The sequence below is a fragment of the Rhodococcus sp. 14-2483-1-1 genome (assembly GCF_002259335.1).
Taxonomy (GTDB): domain Bacteria; phylum Actinomycetota; class Actinomycetes; order Mycobacteriales; family Mycobacteriaceae; genus Rhodococcoides.
In genome coordinates this window covers 57,145-75,404 of sequence record NZ_NPFX01000023.1, presented here as the reverse complement: position 1 = coordinate 75,404, position 18,260 = coordinate 57,145, and the positions used below count along the sequence as shown (strand labels likewise).

Genomic DNA, 18,260 nt, shown 5'->3' with positions numbered 1-18,260 from the left:
TTTCTGAAGTTACATCGATGTACTTCTGAGCAGGCCGTATCCGGCCGTCACAGGGTGACGGGGGCGCGTCCGCGATCGGCCGGTTCGATGGTCACCTCGGCGTCGGGAAGAAAGACACGCTCGGTCGTGGTGGTTCCGTCGACGCCGTCGGTCACCGTCACCGCCACGTTCTCGGCAACCTGTCCGGCGCTTTCGATGAACCCGGTCGCGACACCCTCCTCGATGAGGAGATGATCACCCACCAACAGAAGAAGCTCGTCCGCCGTCACCGTTCGCCTGCCGCCCACATCTTCGATAGTCATGAACCCCACCGTAATGCGAATTGTCCGAATGGGTCGTTCCTCGGGCTCCACACTTTGTTTCGGGCGGGTCTGTCCGCAGTGCTCGACAATTGCAGCATGACCTTCACAGCGCCCACGCCCGATCCCGTCGACGGTCCGCTCGTCGGTGACGACAGACCGATGCTCGAAGGAGTGCTGCGCTGGCATAGAGCCACGTTGCTGAACATCTGCGCCGGTGCCGATGCCGAACAGCTTGCGCGCCGTCCTTTCTCGCACTCGACGGTCTCCCTTCTCGGACTCGTCCGTCACCTCGCGAAGGTCGAACGCATCTGGTTTCGAGAGCGACTGGCTTCGATGTCGTTCGACCCGATGTACGACGCCGCGTTGGGTAAGGACTCCGACTTCCTGGGAGCGGCGGCATCGGGTGCCGAGTCGGACTTCGCGCGATTCGCTGCCGAGTGTGCTGCCTCGGACGTGGTCGCTGCCCGACACTCGTTCGAGGATCCGGTCGACTTTCGAGGCGGACCGATGTCACTGAGGATGGTCTACGTGCACATGATCGGCGAATATGCGCGGCACAACGGGCATGCGGACATCATCCGCGAGCAGATCGATGGAGTCACCGGCCGCTGAGGGCATACCGTAGACACACGATCAGGCCCACACACGGAAGAAGGTGTCGAGTGACCGACTCCGATGCAGGATTCGATCCGACCGCATTGCGCCCCTCGTTGTTCGTCGATGGGCAGTGGCTGGGGTCCGGTGACGGTGGGACCCGCGACATCGTCGATCCGTCCAACGGCAGCACGGTGGCCGTCGTGGACGAGGCCACGCCCGACGACGCTTTGCGCGCGGTGGCAGCGGCGCGGTCCGCGTTCGACGACGGGCCGTGGCGCTCGGTGACGGTGGGTGAGCGCAGTGATCTGCTCAATCGCATCGCAGACTTGCTCCAACGGGACAAGGCGAAGTTGGCGCACATCGAGACCCTCGATACCGGAAAGACGTTCGGCGAGAGTGAGATCGACATCGACGACGTCACGTCGGTGTTCCGCTTCTATGCCGATCTCGCTGTGGTGCAGGCGGATCGACTGATCGATGTCGACCGGCCCGAAATTCTCAGCCGCGTGGTACACGAGCCGATCGGTGTGTGCGTCATGATCGCACCGTGGAACTACCCGCTGCTGCAGATCTCGTGGAAGATCGCCCCGGCGCTTGCGGCCGGTTGCACGATGGTACTCAAACCGAGCGAAGTGACCCCACTGAGCACCATCGCATTCACCAAGCTGGTCGAGGAAGCAGGAGTACCTGCGGGTGTGGTCAATCTGCTGCAGGGGAGCGGCGCGGTTCTCGGAGATGCGCTCACCCGAAACCGTGACGTCGATTTCATTTCCTTCACCGGTGGGCTGGCGACAGGCAGACATATCCTGGCCGCTGCCGCCGAGAACGTCACCAAGGTAGCCGTCGAACTCGGCGGTAAGAATCCACACATCGTGTTCGCCGACGCGGTGGCCGACGAGCAGTCGTTCGCCGACTCGGTCGACAACGTGCTGACCGGGGTGTTTCTGCATTCCGGTCAGGTGTGTTCGGCCGGAACACGACTGATCGTCGAGGAATCGGTAGCCGACCGTTTCGTGGCCGCCGTGGCAGAGCGCGCGAAGACCATCGTGATGGGTCCGGGTATGGACCCGGCCAGCGAGACCGGACCGCTCGTGTCGCAGGCGCAACGCGAGAAGATCGAAGGATTCGTCGCGGGTGGCATCGAAGAGGGTGCAACGCTGGTCATCGGTGGAACGAAACCGGACGATCCCGCTCTGGAGAAGGGTAGCTATTTTCTGCCCACGATTTTCGATCATTGCGATCGGTCCATGAATATCGTGCAGGAGGAGACATTCGGGCCCATACTCACTGTGGAGCGCTTCGACACCGAGGCCGAAGCGCTGCTGCTGGGCAACGATACGAATTACGGTCTCGCTGCAGGAGTTCGGACGTCCGACGCCGCGCGAGGCGAAAGAATGGTGCGTGGGCTGCGCCATGGAACGGTGTGGCTCAACGATTTCGGTGTCTACACGGCGGGCGCGGAATGGGGCGGCTTCAAACAGTCCGGGAACGGCCGTGAACTCGGTCCGTCCGGTATGTCCGAATATCAAGAAGCGAAGCATATTTGGCACAACACCTCACCTACAGCGGCGGGGTGGTTCGGTACCCGATAGTGCACGATGGGAAAGGCCAGGAACATGGCATTACTGAACGACAGCTCGAGCGGAATGGACGATTTCGGGTACAAGGAATCGCTCGACCGCAGTCTCGGGAAATTCGCCAGCTTCGCCGCCGGCGTCAGCTACATCTCGATCCTCACCGGCACGTTCCAGCTGTTCTACTTCGGTTTCGGCACCGCCGGTCCGGCGTACCTGTGGTCATGGCCTGCAGTCTTCGTGGGCCAACTCTGCGTAGCACTGTGCTTCATGGAGTTGGCCGCGAAGTATCCGGTGGCGGGATCGGTGTACAACTGGGCGAAGCTGTTGGGCCGCAGGATCGTCGGTTGGTCGGCGGGCTGGTTGATGCTCACGGCATCGATCGTGACACTGGCCGCCGTTGCCCTCGCTCTGCAGCTGAATCTGCCACGTATCTGGAGCGGGTTCCAGATCATCGGTGACGGCTCGGGCGACACCGACTTCGCGGCCAACGCAGTGCTGCTCGGTGCGATTCTGATTGCGATCACCACCACGATCAACGCGCTCGGCGTTCGGCTGATGGCGATGATCAACAGTGCGGGTGTGTTCATCGAACTCATTGCGGCCGTCCTCATCGCGATCCTGCTCGCCGCCAACATCACTCGGGGGCCCGAGGTGTTCTTCTCCTCCAACGGCTACGGTGCCGGTGAGAGCGGCGGTTACCTCGGTGCCTTCCTGGTCGCGTCGCTGGCGTCGGGTTACGTCATGTACGGATTCGACACCGCGAGCTCGCTCGGCGAGGAAACCGTCGAACCTCGGCGCACCGCCCCCAAAGCGATCTTGCGCGCCATCCTCGCCTCGTTCGTCATCGGCGGAGCCATCCTGGTGTTCGCCGTCATGGCCGCGCCGGACCTGAACGATCCTTCCCTCGGCAGCCCCGACGGCAGCCTGCAGTCCATCGTCGAATCGGTGATGTGGGGCCCGCTGGGCACCGTCTTCCTCATCTGCATCGTCATTGCCGTCTTCGTCTGCTCACTGGCCGTGCACACCGCGGCGATCCGGCTCACGTTCGCCATGGCGCGAGACAACGCGTTGCCCTTCGGCGAGAGTCTGGCCAAGGTGAATCCGAAGACCCAGACCCCGGTGGTGCCCGCGGTGACCATCGGCGTGCTGGCCATCGTCATTCTCGTCGTCAACATCGGTCAGCCGCAGATCTTCACGGTCCTGACCTCGATCGCGATCATCATGATCTACCTCGCGTATCTGATGGTGACCGGGCCGCTGTTGGTCAAACGAGTGAAGGGTGAGTGGCCGCCGGCAGATCTGAAGCCCGGCGGGTACTTCACGATGGGCAGGTGGGGCCTGCCGGTCAACATCGCGGCAGTGGTGTGGGGCGCAGGGATGGCGATCAACCTCGCGTGGCCGCGCGAAGCCGTGTACGGAACCCCCTGGTACAACACGTTCGGCGCATTCGTCTACATCGGCGGCATCCTGGGCGTCGGCCTGTTGTGGTACGCAATCAAGGGGCGCAAGCACATCGGCACTCTGAAATCACATGCCTCCACGGGCAACTAGAAGGAGCGTGCAGTGACAGACACCCAGTTCGATTACGTCGTCGCAGGTGGCGGGACGGCGGGGTGTGTCCTCGCTGCGCGGCTGAGTGAGGACCCCTCCGTCAGTGTCTGCCTCGTCGAAGCAGGTCCGACCGACGTCGGCGACAAGGCAATTCTCGAATTGGCGGAGTGGATGCATCTGCTCGACTCCGGCTACGACTGGGACTATCCCGTCGAACCGCAGGAGCGCGGCAACAGCTTCATGCGGCACGCGCGGGCAAAAGTGCTCGGCGGTTGCTCGTCGCACAACTCCTGCATCGCCTTTCACCCGCCTGCGGAAACCCTCGACGATTGGGCCGCGGCCGGTGCGACGGGCTGGGGCGCGTCGGACATCCTTCCGTTCGTCGCGCGCGTGGAGAACAACGACACCGGCCGCGGTCACGACGGGCCCGTGCGGATACGCGACGTGCCACCGAACGATCCGTGCGGTGCGGCAGTGCTCGAATCGGCCGCCGGGATAGGTCTTCCCACGGTCGCATTCAACCGCGGAACGCCTGTACTCAACGGTGCGGGTTGGTTTCAGATCAATGCGGGTGAGGACGGCTCGCGTATGTCGACCTCGCATGCGTACCTGCACCCGATCATCGGATCGCGGCCCAACCTCGAGGTGCGCACCGACTGCTGGATCAGCGAGATTCTGATCGACGATTCACTGACCGCGACGGGTGTGCGGTACCAACGTCCCGACCTGACCGGCTACGACACCGTCTCGGCGCGTCGCGAGGTGATCGTCACCGCCGGTGCCATCGACACGCCGAAGTTGTTGATGCTCTCCGGAATCGGACCGGCGGCACAGCTGCAGGAGATGGGAATCACCGTTCGGGTCGATTCACCCGGAGTGGGCGAGAACCTCGACGACCACGTCGAAGGACTGGTGTTCTGGGAGGCGTCCAAGCCGATGGTCACCACATCCTCGCAGTGGTGGGAAATCGGGGTGTTCGCGCAGACCGACTCGTCGCTGAACTATCCCGACGTCATGATGCATTACGGCAGTGTTCCGTTCGACATGAACACCCTCCGCTGGGGCTATCCGACCACCGACAACGGCTTCTGTCTTACGCCCAACGTGACCCAGGGGCGCTCGCGTGGCACGGTTCGATTGCGCAGCAGAGACTTTCGTGATCGGGCAAAGGTGGATCCGCGCTACTTCACCGACCCGGACGGCCACGACGACGCCGTGATGCTTGCCGGTCTGAAACTGGCCCGTTCTATTGCCGCAGACGGTCCACTGTCGGAATGGATCGAACGCGAACTCGCCCCCGGGCCCGAGGCCGTGACCGACGAGGACCTGCTCGACTACGTGCACAAGACGCACAACACGGTCTATCACCCGGCCGGAACTGCTCGGATGGGATCGGTGGACGACGCCATGGCCGTTCTCGATCCGGAGCTTCGCGTCAAGGGAATTTCGCGTCTGCGCGTCGTCGACGCGTCGGCGATGCCGAAGCTGCCCTACGTCAATCCCAACATCACGGTGATGACGATGGCGGAGAAGTGCGCCGACCTGATCCGTGGAGGATAGATCGGCGCTGGCCGACTTCCTCGGCAGGTATCCACCGTTCCAGGGCGCGCCGCCGGTTGTGCTGGCCGAGATGGCCGCAGCAGCCGTCGAACGCGAGTACGGCAGTGGTGCATGGGTTGTGGACCGTTCACCGATGGATGCCTCGGCCGATGCCGACACCGTGTGGGTGGTGCGTACCGGGCGTGTGGTGATCACGCACCCGGACGACACCTCGCGCACCGACGTTCCCATCGACACGATAGGTCCCGGTGGGGTATTCGGATTCTCGGCGCTGCTCTCGGGTGGCACCGTCGAATTCTGTGCGCGCGCTACCGAACCGAGTGTCGTTCTGCAGTTGCCCGGTGCGCTGGTTCGGCCGTTGTTCGCAACGCCCACCGGTCTGGCGTTCCTGGCCGATGCCGTCAACTCCTCTTCTGCATACCGTGGGGGACCGGTGGAGGGCAGCGCCGGCCGGACCGTCGGTGAATTGGTCTCTGCGCCTGCGGTGTTCACCTCCGCCGGTACTACTGTTCGAGATGCCGTCCGGCACATGACCGAGCAGGGCAGCTCGTATGTCCTTGTTCCGCTGCGAGGGTCGCGCCACGGCATCTTCACCGATCGAGACCTCCGAGTTCGCGTGGTGGCCGCCGGGATCGGCGTCGATACTCCCATCGAGAAGGTGATGACGTCGCCCGCCGAGACCGTCACGGCGGACCGACTTGCCGGCACCGTCCTGATGGACATGCTCGAGCTGGGGCTGCGGCACATGCCCGTGCTGTCCGATCGGGGCGAAGTTCTCGGTGTCGTCGAGGATTCCGATCTGCATGCTGCGTCCACCCGGCGTAGCTTCGTGGTCCGCCGGGCAGTGACGTCCGCAGCGACCACCGCCGAACTCGCCGACGCAGGAAAGCTCGTCCCGCGCTTGGTGGTGGATCTGTTCCGAGGCGGCACCGACGCCATGGCGGTCAGCGCGATCCTGTCCGTCGTGGTCGACAGCCTCGTCCGCCGTGCCGTCGAGATCGAATGGTCGGCGCGGCCGGAAGTGCCGCGCGACCGGTTCGCCTGGATCACCCTCGGCAGTGTGGCGCGTCGGGAAGCCATGCCGTCCTCGGACGTCGACAGTGCATTGACCTGGTCCGACACCACCGCGGACCCCGGCACGCGGGGGACATCGAACACGGTGCCGCGAACCCGCGACGAGGCGCTGATGGACTTGGCCGCCCGCGTGCACGTGAGCCTGGACGGTGCCGGACTGCCGTCGGACACCAACGGCGCGGTCGCGAGTTCGCCCCGATTCGCACGCTCGGCCGGGCAGTGGGAAAGGGCCGCAGCTCACTGGCTCAGCAACCCCTTCGGTGACCGTGGCAATCCGGCAGAAGACTCCGGCCTGATCATGTCCTCACTGATGATCGACGGAAGAGTGGTGTGGGGCCCGAGGACACTGCACACCGTTCCCGAGGCCTACCGCCGACTTCTGGTCGATCACCCGGACGCATTGCGGTTGCAACTGCGAGACGCGTTGGCGGGTCGGGCCCGGCTGCGCTCGTTGCGAGACGTGCTGGCCCGGCGCGGCGGCACATTCGACCTCAAGGCTCACGCTTTGACCCCCATCGTCAACCTCGCTCGCTGGGGTGGGCTCTCGGTCGGCATGGCCTCCGCCTCGACCCCGGCACGACTCGCGGCAGCGTCGGGCAACGGAATGCTTTCCGACGACGACGTATCGGTGCTCACCGAAGTGTTCGCCCTGCTTCAACGCTTACGGCTTGCGCATCAGATCGATCAGATCACCGCCGGCCACCGGCCCGGTGACGTGCTGGTCATGGCCGATCTGTCACCCCTGGAGCGCAGTCTGCTCACCGACGGAGTCCGAGAGATTGCCGCGGTGCAACGCCGGGTCGGATATCTGGCCGCCAATGTCGGCGTGCATCGCTGACCGCCAACCACCAGACTGTGTGCCGTGACCACCAATCCCGTGAGCGTTCCTACCCCGTCCACCGTCGAGCACTCTCGGTTGGCGGAATCACCCGGCGTCAGCGGCCCGTGGCGTCAGTGGGGGCCGTACCTGGCAGGACGGCAGTGGGGCACGGTGCGCGAGGACTACTCGGAGGACGGAAACGCCTGGGCGTCGTTCCCGTTCGATCAGGCGCACAAGCGGGCCTACCGCTGGGGTGAGGACGGCATCGGCGGAATCTGCGATCGCTTCGGGTTCCTCAATTTTTCGTTCGCGCTGTGGAATCGCAAAGATCCGATTCTCAAGGAACGGCTGTTCGGTCTGGCCAACGAGGAGGGCAATCATGGCGAGGACGTCAAGGAGTACTTCTGGGCGGTCGACGGAACACCGACGCACAGCTGGATGCAGTGGCTCTACCGCTATCCGCACGCGGAATATCCCTATGCCCAACTGAGGGAAGAGAATGCCCGACGCGGCCGTGACGACCGCGAGTACGAGTTGGCCGACACCGGCATTCTCGACGAGAACAGATTCTTCGACGTCCAGGTCACGTACGCGAAGGCCTCACCCGACGACATCTGCATCACCATTTCCATCACCAACAACGGCCCCGAGTCGGCGTCGGTCGATCTGCTGCCGCACCTGTGGTTGCGCAACACGTGGTCCTGGGGACGCGACGACCGGGGCGGTGTCCTGGATCGGTTGACCCCACCGGACCTGCTGGCCGGCGGCCTCGAGGCCATTGCCGTCGACCACGGGTTTCTAGGACGCTACTACCTCAGCGCCGAGGGCACGCCTGCAGTTCTGTTCTGCGACAACGAAACCAACGCGGAGGCGCTGTGGGGCCAGGAGAACCTGTCGGCCTATCCCAAGGATGGGATCGGGCGGCGAGTCGTCGACGGCGACGTCGATGCCGTCAACCCCGAGCAGACCGGAACGAAGGCTGCATTCTGGTATCGGTTCGACGACATCGCGCCCGGGGCAACGGAATCGGTGAAACTGCGCCTGTCGCCCAACCGGCCGGACGAGCAGACGTTCGGGACCGGATTCGACGCGGTCAACATCGATCGCCGAGTGGAGGCGGACGAGTTCTACGGCGCAGTGATCGGTGCCGAGCTCACCGACACCGACCGGCACGTGGCACGGCGCGCCTACGCCGGACTGTTGTGGACGAAGCAGCTCTACCGGTACGACGTCGAAGAATGGATCGAAGGCGACAAGGTGGGGGCACCGGCCCCGGGATCGAGGCAGGACCCGGGCGGTCGTAATGCGCACTGGCGGCACCTCGCGCTGGCCGATGTGATTTCGATGCCCGACGAGTGGGAGTACCCCTGGTTCGCGGCCTGGGACTTGGCCTTTCATGCGATTCCGCTGGCGCACGTGGACGCCGATTTCGCCAAGGAACAGTTGGTTCTGATGTGCCGAGAATGGGCCATGCACCCCAACGGTCAACTGCCCGCGTACGAATGGGAGTTCGGCGACGTCAATCCACCCGTGCATGCGTGGGCTGCGTGGCACGTCTACCGCATCGACGGTTATCGCGACCGCGAATTTCTGGTTCGGGTGTTCACCAAGCTGCTGCTCAACTTCGCCTGGTGGGTCAACCGCAAGGACTCCGAGGGGTCGAACATCTTCGAGGGTGGATTCCTCGGAATGGACAACATCGGATTGTTCAACCGATCCGCACCGCTGCCCCCGGGGTTCCGACTCGAGCAGTCCGACGCGACGAGTTGGATGGCGTTCTACTGCCAGCAGATGTTCAAGATCGCCCTGGAGCTCGCGCGGCACGACAGCGCCTGGGACGACGTCGCAACCAAGTTCTTCTCGCACTTCCTCTCGATTGCGAAAGCGGTCAATTCGTTCGGTTCGCAGCATATTTCGTTGTGGCACGAGGAGGACGGGTTCTTCTACGACGTCCTCGTCCAGCCCGAGGGCGACGCGGTGCCGATGCGCGTCCGGTCCATGGTCGGTCTGCTGCCCATCCTCGGTGCCACCGAGATTCCGCCGTGGGTCGAGGAAGAATGCCCCGATCTCACCGCCCGCCTTCGGTGGATCCAGCGTCGGCGACCCGAGATGGTCAGTCCGCTGTTGGCGCGGCGTGAGGGCGGTGAGGTGCGAATGTTGCTCACGCTCGTCCAGCCCGAGCGGCTGAAGCGAATACTCGCGCGCATGTTCGATTCCGAAGAGTTTCTGTCGCAGTTCGGAATTCGATCGCTCTCGGCCTCGTACCGCGAACCGGTCACGTTCGACGTCGACGGCCGCAGCCTGTCCATCGAGTACGAACCGGGGGAGTCTCGCACCGGAATGTTCGGCGGCAATTCCAATTGGCGAGGTCCGGTGTGGTTCCCCGTCAACGTGCTGCTGGCCGACAAGCTTCGCGCCTACGGCCGGTACTACGGCGACTCGTTCACCATCGAGATCCCCACCGGCTCGGGCAACCATCGCACCCTCACCGACGCGGCGGATTTGATCGACAACGGTCTCGCCGGCCTGTTCCGGCCGGTGGACGGCAAGCGGCCTGCCGACGGCAATCGCATCGAGTCCAGTGCCGACCCACTGTGGAGCGAGCATCCCAGTTTCAACGAGTACTTCGACGGGGACACCGGCGAGGGACTCGGGGCAACGCACCAAACCGGGTGGACGGCGCTGGTTGCGCACCTGCTCAGGCCACGTTTGCCGCTGTGAGGGCCTACGGCCCATGTGCACGGAAACTCGTAGCCCACTACGAAGTTCCACTCACATGCGGCGCAGCCGCATAGTCTGGCGGGATGAAGATTCGCGGCGCAGTACTCGAAGAAATCGGCCGATCTCGTCCCTTCGCGGACTCGCATCCCATTACCGTCTCCGACCTCGAGCTCGGCTCGCCGGGCGACGGTGAACTGCTGATCAGAATCGAAGCCGCGGGGCTGTGCCACTCGGACCTGTCGGTGGTCGACGGCAATCGCGTTCGTCCGGTCCCGATGCTGCTCGGCCACGAGGCCGCGGGCCGCGTCGAGGAAGTGGGCGCGGGCGTCGACGACATCGCAGTCGGGACCCGCGTGGTGATGACCTTCCTGCCGCGCTGTGGTGAGTGCGCCGGGTGCGCCACCGACGGCCAGATGCCGTGCATCACCGGCAGTGCGTCGAACAATGCCGGGACATTGCTCGGCGGCGGCATCAAATTGCACCGGGACGGGGAAGAGGTCAAGCATCACCTCGGAGTCTCCGGATTCGCCACCCACGCAGTGGTGAGTCGAAAGTCCGTGGTTCCGGTCGAGGACGACATCCCGGCCGATATCGCCGCCGTCCTCGGTTGTGCGGTATTGACCGGCGGCGGGGCGGTGCTCAACGCCGGAACTCCGAAGCCCGGGCAGTCGGTGATGGTGGTCGGCCTCGGCGGAGTGGGCATGGCGGCGGTCCTGACGGCTGTATCGGTCGGTGCCGGTGAGGTGATCGGTGTCGACGGCGTGCCGGACAAGCTGTCCACCGCGACCGATCTCGGTGCGACACAGGTCTACTCGCCCGCCGAGCTTGCAGAGAAAGGCATCAAGGCCGACATCGTGATCGAGGCTGCAGGTAATGCCCGCGCCTTCGAGACTGCAGTCGCAGCAACCGCTCCCGGGGGAAAGACCATCACCGTCGGACTTCCCGCACCCGACGCACGGTCGTCCATCTCGCCGTTGGGCCTGGTGGCGGAAGCGCGCACGATCATCGGCAGCTACCTGGGCTCCGCCGTCCCGGCGCGCGATATTCCCACGTACGCCCAGATGTGGCGTGAGGGTCGGCTTCCCGTCGAGAAGCTGATCTCCTCGCGTATCACGTTGGACGAGATCAACCGCGGCATGGACGAATTGGCCGACGGTAACGCGATCCGTCAGGTCATCGTCTTCGACTGAGCATCAGCTCTGCGAGGCCGTGGCCACCCAACGGCCACGTTGCTTCGAGATCTCGATGGGATGATCGAAACAGACACTGATGTTCTCTGTGGTCAGCACAGTGTCGACAGACCCTTGCGCCTGTACTTTTCCGTTGCGGACCAAGAGCGCGTGCGTGGTCGAGACCGGAATTTCCTCGAGGTGGTGCGTCACCAGGATGCTCGCCAGGTTCGGGTGCTCGGCCCGCAGCGAATCGAGCGCACTCAGGAGTTGTTCGCGGGCAGCGAGATCGAGTCCGGTGGCGGGTTCGTCGAGCAGCAACACGGCAGGGTCGGGGAGCAGGGCGCGCGCAATGAGCGCTCGGCCACGTTCTCCCTGCGAGAGCGTGTGCCATGACGCCTCGGTGCGATGGGCGACACCGAGGGACTCGATCAGCCGGTGAGCGCGGGCGATCTCGTTCTCGGTGGCCGACCACCTCGGGATCAGGTCGGGAGTGTTGGTCAGCCCGGTCAGCACCACCTGGAACAACGTCAGCGGAGCGTCGATCCTCAGCCGTGGATCGACGTGGCCGATGTGCGTGCGCAATTCCCGCATGTCCACCCGGCCGAGGCGATGACCCAGAACGTGCACGGCACCGTGGGTGGGATGGACGACGGCACCCAGCAAGCTGAGCAGGGTGCTCTTGCCGGCACCGTTTGCACCGAGCAACACCCAGTGCTCGCCCTCGTCGACCCTCATCGTTGCGTCGCTGAGCAGGTATCGGCCCCCGCGAACCAGATCGACTCGGTCGGCGAACAGAACAGTGGACGTCACCGGACGACCGTAGCTGCCGGTGCGGACCACGGGGAAAGTAGGCTCTGAGGTCGGTAGGGCCTCGAGACGACGAAGAAACGAGTGTGGGTACGACGTGAGTGCAACGGCACCTGTTCGAGTAGGGGTACTGGGATCGCGAGGCAAGGTCGGGCAGGCTATTTGCGCAGCCGTCGAGGCAGCCGACGACCTCGAGCTCGTGGCAACCGTCGACCAAGGCGATCCGCTGGCGAACCTGGTAGACAGCGGTGCCCAGGTGGTCGTGGATTTCACCCACCCCGATGTGGTGATGGACAACCTACAGTTCCTGATCGAGCACGGCATCCATGCCGTAGTCGGCACCACCGGTTTCGACGAGCCGCGGCTCGAACAAGTCCGTGAATGGCTGGCCGGATCACCGGAAACGGGAGTGCTGATCGCCCCCAACTTCGCCATCGGTGCAGTGTTGTCGATGCGCTTCGCTCAGCAGGCCGCTCGGTTCTTCGACTCGGTCGAGGTGATCGAACTGCATCACCCCAACAAGGCCGACGCGCCGTCGGGCACGGCGTATCGCACTGCTGCGCTGATCGCCGAAGCACGCGCCGCCGCAGGCACTGCGCCCAGCCCCGATGCGACGACGACCGAACTGGACGGCGCACGCGGTGCGGATGTCGACGGAGTGCGTGTGCATTCGATCAGGCTCGCGGGACTCGTTGCGCATCAAGAGGTTCTGCTGGGGACACAGGGCGAGACGCTGAGTATCCGACACGACTCGTTGGACCGAACGTCGTTCGCTCCGGGCGTGCTCCTCGGAGTCCGAGAGATCGCAGCCCGACCGGGGCTGACTGTCGGCCTCGACCCGCTACTGGATCTGTGAGCTGATCGACTGTGAACAAAGCGACCAAAGTCGTCGCCATCATCGCGGTGATGGTGCTGATCCTCGGCTTCTACTTCTTCCTGCTCGGCCAGCGCGGAGTGACGCTGATCCAGAACGGCGGGGTAGCCAGTATCGCTCTGGGGATCGGGGTCATCCTCCTGCCGATCGTCGGGTTGTGGATCGTGTGGGCGACGCTCAAAGCGGGCTTCGACCATCAGCGGCTGGCATCACGTATGCGGGAGGAAGGCCTCGAACTCGACGTCGACGACCTTCCTCGGATGCCGTCGGGACGAATCGAACGCGATGCCGCCGACGAGCTGTTCCAGCAGATCAAGGCCGAGTGGGAAAAGGATCCCGACAACTGGCGAAGCTCGTACCGGCTTGCGCGGGCCTACGACTATGCGGGCGATCGTGGGCGAGCTCGCGAGACCATGAAACGCGCGGTGGCACTGGAACGCGCAGAGAGCTGACGGTCGATGCCGCGCACTCTGCTGGTCGTTCATCACACTCCGAGCCCGCTCACCCGCGAGTTGTTGGAGGCCGTTCTCGCCGGTGCGCGTGATCCCGAGATCACCGGGGTGGACGTACGCAGCGTTCCGGCCCTGGGGGCAACCGTTCCGGATGTGCTCGATGCCGACGGTTTCCTCTTCGGCACACCCGCCAATTTCGGATACATGAGCGGGGCGCTCAAGCACTTCTTCGACACCGTCTACTACCCGTGCCTGGACGCCGTCGCCGGAAAGCCCTATGGCGCATGGATTCACGGCAACAACGACACCGTGGGTGCTGCACGCGGCGTCGAGACCATCGCGTCGGGCTGGGGATTGGAGAAGGTGTTCGGCACCCTCCACCTCGCCGACGGGGGTAAGGCGGCTCGCGAGCGCTGCTACGAACTGGGCGGCACGGTCTCGGCCGGACTGTCCGACTGAGGGTTACGATCCGATCATGGATTTCGACCGATACGGCCGATTTCTACCCACGGCGTATCAGGGAGCGTCCACCGGCGGTCCCGAGTCGACGTACTGGACGTGGCGCGACACGACTGTTCATGTGGCGCGCGCAGTCAGACCCGAATCGAATGTCCGAGTGCTGGCTCTGCACGGAGCGGGCGGCTACTCGGGTCTGTTGTGGCCGTACGCCGCGATTGCAGCCCGTGAGGGATTCGAAGTGATGTGTCCTGACCTGCCCTTGTACGGAGACACCGTCGTCCCTGATCCATCGTCGGTGCGCTACGGAGGCTGGCTCGATCTTCTCTGCGACCTCGTCGTCGCGGAGAAGTCGATCGACGACCGCCCGTTGATCCTGTTCGGTGCCAGCATGGGCGGCATGCTCGCCTACGAGGTTGCACATCGAACGGGTTTGGTGGACAAGGTGATCGCCACATGTCTGCTCGACCCCGGCGATCCGGTCGCCCGCCGGGCGGCGGCACGGTTCGACATCCTCGGCGGACCCGCACCTCAGCTGCTGCGGGCGGTGTCATCGGTGGCGGGTCGGATTCGTGTTCCCGTCAGGTGGATGGCCGACATGGCGAACATGAGTCTGAATTCCGAACTGTCGAATCTGTGCGCTGGAGACCCCAAGGGTGGAGGGGTCGCGGTTCCAGTCGGCTTTCTCGCCGACTTCTTCGGTTACGCGCACACCCGGCCCGAAGAGTACGACGGCCCATCGGTCTTGCTGACCCATCCTGCCGAGGATCGATGGACGCCGCCGCAGGTCAGTATCCGATTCCTGCAACGCGTCCGCGCAGACACCGAGATCGTGATGCTCGACGGATGTGGTCATCTGCCCGTGGAGGAACCCGGGCTGACGCAGCTGGCAGATGCGCTGAGGTCCGTTCTGAAGAGCTACTGACTCAGTCGGAATCGGCGGGGGACTGGGGTCGCAGAACGTCGTCGGCCGGGATCGACAGCGGAATCTCCAGAAGTCGTTCCGGCCAACTCGGGTACGCGGGTCTGATCCACACTCGGTTGTCGTCGAGTTGCGTCATCAATACCCGACGCCACTGCCAATCATCCTGCGGCGTGAGGAGATCGGTCTCGAGCTGCAGAGGCAGCGGAGCTTTTGTCCAGTGCGGCAACGACAGTGACGCCAGTCCGCGTTCTTCCAGGGCGGCAATCGCGTCCTCCAACGACACACCCTGCGCAACAGTGATTCCCACCGGATTGACGGCATCGACCAGGTACCCCTCGTCGTGTTCGTCGCGCGGAGTCGATCCACTCGAGCTGTGTGCGACAGTCCACCCGATCACCTCGCCGTCCGAGGCTCGCTTCACCGGCAATCTGCTACGCCACCGTTCGATATCCACTGTCCCTAGATTACGCGGCCCCGAGGATGCCCGGCGCGATGTAGTGAGTTCGGTGAAGAAACTATGTCCGATTGTGAGCAGGCAGGGCTGTGCCCGTGTTTGACTGCAGGGGATAGTTGATATTTGTACCGCTCTCGATACCAAGGGATTTCGATGACCCTCCCCATTCTCGACCGCTCCAGAATCGTTGCTACGCCCGAGTGGAGTCGCTGGTTGATACCGCCGGCAGCACTGTCGATCCACCTCGCGATCGGGTCTGCGTACGCATGGAGCGTGTTCAAGAACGCCATCTCGCAGCCCGACGCCCTGGGACTCAGCGGAACCGTCACTGCTATTCCGTTCCAGCTCGCCATCGTGATGCTCGGCCTGTCGGCCGCCATCTTCGGGACCAGAGTGGAGAAGAACGGTCCCCGCTGGGCGATGGCCGTCTCTCTGGTCTTTTTCGTATCCGGACTGCTCATCTCCGCACTCGGCATGGCACTCGGCCAGTTCTGGCTGGTGATATTCGGGTACGGGTTCGTCGGCGGTATCGGCCTCGGAATCGGATACATCTCGCCCGTGTCGACGCTGATGAAGTGGTTCCCGGACAGGCCGGGAATGGCCACCGGTATCGCCATCATGGGCTTCGGCGGCGGTGCACTCATCGCGTCACCCCTCACCAGTCAACTGATGGTGAACTTCGGCGGCTTCACCGACGGTTCGATAGCCAAGACGTTCCTTACGCTCGGCGTCGGGTACGCGGTGTTCATGGCGCTGGGCGTCGCGTTGATCAGAGTGCCGGCCGAAGGATGGACACCGGCCGGATGGACCCCGCCGGCGTCGTCGGCGATGATTTCCACGCACAACGTGTCGGCCGCGAACGCTGTCAAGACTCCGCAGTTCTGGTTGTTGTGGGTTGTGCTGTGTTTCAACGTCACTGCCGGTATCGGAATCCTCGAGCGAGGCTCGGGTATTTATCAGGACTTCTTTCCCGACGCCACCTCGCCGGAGTCTCTGGCTGCTGCGGCAGCCGGTTTCGTTGCCTTCCTCTCGTTGACGAACATGATCGGACGGTTCGTCTGGTCGTCGGTCTCCGATGCGGTGGGCCGCAAGAACATCTACCGGATGTACTTGGGCGTCGGCGCGTTGCTCTACCTGTACATCGCACTGTTCACCAATACGAACAAGATCCTCTTCATGGTGTCGGCACTGTTGATCCTGTCGTTCTACGGCGCGGGATTCGCAACCGTTCCGGCCTACCTCAAGGACCTTTTCGGCACGTACCAGGTGGGCGCAATCCACGGACGACTGCTCACCGCATGGTCGGTGGCAGGTGTTCTCGGGCCATTGATCGTCAACGCCATCGCCGACGCCGGAGAGTCGGGAACCACCGGCCGGTACCTCCCGGCCTTCTACGTGATGATCGGATTGTTGGTCGTCGGGTTCCTGGCGAACGAAGCCATCAAACCGGTGGCGTCGAAATTCCACGAATCCGATCCGGCTGCACCCGCCGATTCGACGACCTCGACAGGAGCCAAGGCATGACCACCGCGCGAATGCAGGGAACGATGGTGATCGCATGGTTGTGGGTGTCCGTGCCGTTCGCCTACGGACTGTACGAGCTGATCCTCAAAGCGAAGAACCTCTTCAGCACCTGACCCACCGTGTCGGTGGGTCGTGACAGGGTGGCCCGATGCGAGACATGAGCGCTGCGATGGCGCGACGCACTGCTTTGGCCGCACAAGGTCTGGCTTCGCGTCGTAGCAGGAGCGCACCGGCCGGCCGAGCGGCAGTACACGCCGCGATCGACACCACCGGGTTGTTGCAGATCGACTCGGTGTCGGTGGTGGTGCGCGCGCACTACGCGCCGGTGTTCAGCCGCGTCGGCGCCTACGACAGAAAGATCGTCGACGACGCCGCGTGGACCGACACCACCCGACGCCCCAGGCGGTTGGTCGAGTACTGGGCGCACGAGGCGGCGTTGCTGCCGGTGGAGGACTGGCCGTTGATGCGGTGGCGCATGGAGTTGTATCGACACGGTCGATGGGGCGGAGCCGCCCGCATTCTCGACCGTGAACCGACGTTGGTGGACGATGTTCTCGCCGTGATCGGAGAGCACGGCGCGGCCAGCGCGGGTGAAATAGAGAAGCATCTCGACGTCGAGAGGCCCGGGCGAAAAGGTCCCTGGTGGGATCGAAGCGACGTCAAGGTCGTCTGCGAGCAACTCTTCGCTGCCGGCGTGGTGAGCGTGCCGGCACGTTCCGGATTCGTTCGGCAGTACGAACTCAGCGAACGGGTGCTTCCCGAAGCCGTGCTGCACAGGCGCGTCGAAGAATCGGATGCGGTCCGGGCGCTGATCGAAAAGTCTTCTCGCGCACTGGGAATCGGTACCGAGCCGGATCTGCGAGATTACTATCGGCTCTCCCAGAAGCAGTCCAAGGCCGCGATCGCCGACCTGGTCGAGGACGGCGTTCTCGAGCAGGTGTCGGTCCGAGGGTGGAATGCGCAGGCCTACATGCATCGAGACGCCAGAACACCGCGAACCGCAACCGCGGCCGCCCTGTTGTGCCCGTTCGATCCGATGATCTTCTTCAGGCCTCGGGTGGAGCGGATCTTCGGGTTTCACTACCGCATCGAGATCTACACCCCGCAGCACAAGCGGATTCACGGCTACTACGTTTTTCCCTTCTTGCTCGACGGCCACTTGGTGGCACGCGTCGACCTGAAAGCGGTGCGAGCGCAATCCGAACTGCACGTCATTGCGGCCTACGTCGAGGGGGACCGCGACGCCCGCGACATTGCTCCACGACTGCGGGACGTTCTCCGCGAGATGGCAGACTGGCTCGAACTCGAACGAGTGGTGGTGGGGGAGCGCGGCGACCTCGTGGCAGCGTTGCGCTGAATTCTGCCGACGTGCGCGTTCTGCCGAAGTGCACGTC

The 18,260-nt window shown here is 64.1% G+C and carries 16 protein-coding genes; 13 read left to right on the top strand and 3 right to left on the bottom strand.

What is annotated here, in order from left to right; genetic code table 11:
• Positions 1 to 47: 47 nt before the first annotated feature.
• Complete coding sequence (locus tag CH294_RS23615; protein WP_032398387.1) at positions 48 to 302, bottom strand: hypothetical protein; 255 nt, start codon at positions 300 to 302, stop codon at positions 48 to 50.
• Positions 303 to 398: 96 nt separating this feature from the next.
• Here CH294_RS23615 and CH294_RS23610 point away from each other — a divergent pair, with 96 nt between their 5' ends.
• From CH294_RS23610 to CH294_RS23580, 7 genes are all read left to right on the top strand, one after another.
• Positions 399 to 914, top strand: a complete 516-nt coding sequence (locus CH294_RS23610) for a DinB family protein (protein WP_094610512.1) — start codon at positions 399 to 401, stop codon at positions 912 to 914.
• 50 nt (positions 915 to 964) lie between these two features.
• Complete coding sequence (locus CH294_RS23605; protein ID WP_052058485.1) at positions 965 to 2,491, top strand: aldehyde dehydrogenase family protein; 1,527 nt, start codon at positions 965 to 967, stop codon at positions 2,489 to 2,491.
• Positions 2,492 to 2,515: 24 nt separating this feature from the next.
• Positions 2,516 to 4,027, top strand: coding sequence for an amino acid permease (locus tag CH294_RS23600; RefSeq protein WP_032403250.1), 1,512 nt, complete (start codon positions 2,516 to 2,518; stop codon positions 4,025 to 4,027).
• A gap of 12 nt (positions 4,028 to 4,039) precedes the next feature.
• Positions 4,040 to 5,587, top strand: a complete 1,548-nt coding sequence (locus CH294_RS23595; protein ID WP_037151502.1) for a GMC family oxidoreductase N-terminal domain-containing protein — start codon at positions 4,040 to 4,042, stop codon at positions 5,585 to 5,587.
• Between the two features lie 70 nt (positions 5,588 to 5,657).
• Positions 5,658 to 7,499, top strand: a complete 1,842-nt coding sequence (locus CH294_RS23590; RefSeq protein WP_080734421.1) for a putative nucleotidyltransferase substrate binding domain-containing protein — start codon at positions 5,658 to 5,660, stop codon at positions 7,497 to 7,499.
• Positions 7,500 to 7,523: 24 nt separating this feature from the next.
• On the top strand, positions 7,524 to 10,202 hold the full coding sequence (locus CH294_RS23585; RefSeq protein WP_230592481.1) for a glucosidase: 2,679 nt from the start codon (positions 7,524 to 7,526) through the stop codon (positions 10,200 to 10,202).
• 83 nt (positions 10,203 to 10,285) lie between these two features.
• On the top strand, positions 10,286 to 11,392 hold the full coding sequence (locus CH294_RS23580; protein WP_094704990.1) for an alcohol dehydrogenase catalytic domain-containing protein: 1,107 nt from the start codon (positions 10,286 to 10,288) through the stop codon (positions 11,390 to 11,392).
• Between the two features lie 3 nt (positions 11,393 to 11,395).
• Here the strand turns inward: CH294_RS23580 and CH294_RS23575 are convergent, their stop codons facing one another.
• Positions 11,396 to 12,184, bottom strand: coding sequence for an ATP-binding cassette domain-containing protein (locus CH294_RS23575; protein WP_032403623.1), 789 nt, complete (start codon positions 12,182 to 12,184; stop codon positions 11,396 to 11,398).
• A gap of 94 nt (positions 12,185 to 12,278) precedes the next feature.
• Here CH294_RS23575 and dapB point away from each other — a divergent pair, with 94 nt between their 5' ends.
• Genes dapB through CH294_RS23555 form a run of 4 tightly spaced genes read left to right on the top strand, consistent with a single transcriptional unit; the run spans position 12,279 to position 14,888 of the window.
• Positions 12,279 to 13,037 (top strand): 4-hydroxy-tetrahydrodipicolinate reductase, encoded by a 759-nt coding sequence (gene dapB, locus CH294_RS23570; RefSeq protein ID WP_032403254.1) that lies wholly within the window; start codon positions 12,279 to 12,281, stop codon positions 13,035 to 13,037.
• A gap of 50 nt (positions 13,038 to 13,087) precedes the next feature.
• Positions 13,088 to 13,507 carry a hypothetical protein gene (locus CH294_RS23565; protein ID WP_052058497.1) on the top strand — a complete coding sequence of 140 codons (420 nt, stop codon included), beginning with the start codon at positions 13,088 to 13,090 and terminating at the stop codon, positions 13,505 to 13,507.
• A 6-nt stretch (positions 13,508 to 13,513) separates the two neighbouring features.
• Entirely contained in the window at positions 13,514 to 13,966 is a 453-nt protein-coding gene (locus tag CH294_RS23560; protein WP_032403256.1) for an NAD(P)H-dependent oxidoreductase, read from the top strand.
• A 16-nt stretch (positions 13,967 to 13,982) separates the two neighbouring features.
• The gene (locus tag CH294_RS23555) at positions 13,983 to 14,888 is read left to right on the top strand and encodes an alpha/beta hydrolase (protein WP_094739211.1); all 906 of its coding nucleotides are present in this window, start codon (positions 13,983 to 13,985) and stop codon (positions 14,886 to 14,888) included.
• A 1-nt stretch (position 14,889) separates the two neighbouring features.
• Here the strand turns inward: CH294_RS23555 and CH294_RS23550 are convergent, their stop codons facing one another.
• The gene (locus CH294_RS23550) at positions 14,890 to 15,342 is read right to left on the bottom strand and encodes a hypothetical protein (RefSeq protein ID WP_094739210.1); all 453 of its coding nucleotides are present in this window, start codon (positions 15,340 to 15,342) and stop codon (positions 14,890 to 14,892) included.
• A gap of 153 nt (positions 15,343 to 15,495) precedes the next feature.
• Between CH294_RS23550 and CH294_RS23545 the strand changes: the two genes are divergently transcribed.
• Together CH294_RS23545 and CH294_RS23540 are read left to right on the top strand one after the other, a co-directional pair.
• Positions 15,496 to 16,866: an OFA family MFS transporter gene (locus CH294_RS23545; protein WP_037151515.1), complete on the top strand. Its 1,371-nt coding sequence runs from the start codon at positions 15,496 to 15,498 to the stop codon at positions 16,864 to 16,866.
• Between the two features lie 148 nt (positions 16,867 to 17,014).
• Positions 17,015 to 18,223: a crosslink repair DNA glycosylase YcaQ family protein gene (locus CH294_RS23540; RefSeq protein WP_037151519.1), complete on the top strand. Its 1,209-nt coding sequence runs from the start codon at positions 17,015 to 17,017 to the stop codon at positions 18,221 to 18,223.
• Positions 18,224 to 18,260: the final 37 nt, after the last annotated feature.

Coding starts and splice junctions, on each gene's coding strand:
- CH294_RS23590 (WP_080734421.1), top strand. CDS start 5,658: ATGGCCGCAGCAGCCGTCGAACGCGAGTACGGCAGTGGTGCATGGGTT.
- CH294_RS23610 (WP_094610512.1), top strand. CDS start 399: ATGACCTTCACAGCGCCCACGCCCGATCCCGTCGACGGTCCGCTCGTC.
- CH294_RS23615 (WP_032398387.1), bottom strand. CDS start 302: ATGACTATCGAAGATGTGGGCGGCAGGCGAACGGTGACGGCGGACGAG.
- CH294_RS23555 (WP_094739211.1), top strand. CDS start 13,983: ATGGATTTCGACCGATACGGCCGATTTCTACCCACGGCGTATCAGGGA.
- CH294_RS23560 (WP_032403256.1), top strand. CDS start 13,514: ATGCCGCGCACTCTGCTGGTCGTTCATCACACTCCGAGCCCGCTCACC.
- CH294_RS23540 (WP_037151519.1), top strand. CDS start 17,015: ATGCGAGACATGAGCGCTGCGATGGCGCGACGCACTGCTTTGGCCGCA.
- CH294_RS23565 (WP_052058497.1), top strand. CDS start 13,088: ATGGTGCTGATCCTCGGCTTCTACTTCTTCCTGCTCGGCCAGCGCGGA.
- CH294_RS23600 (WP_032403250.1), top strand. CDS start 2,516: ATGGCATTACTGAACGACAGCTCGAGCGGAATGGACGATTTCGGGTAC.
- CH294_RS23545 (WP_037151515.1), top strand. CDS start 15,496: ATGACCCTCCCCATTCTCGACCGCTCCAGAATCGTTGCTACGCCCGAG.
- CH294_RS23580 (WP_094704990.1), top strand. CDS start 10,286: ATGAAGATTCGCGGCGCAGTACTCGAAGAAATCGGCCGATCTCGTCCC.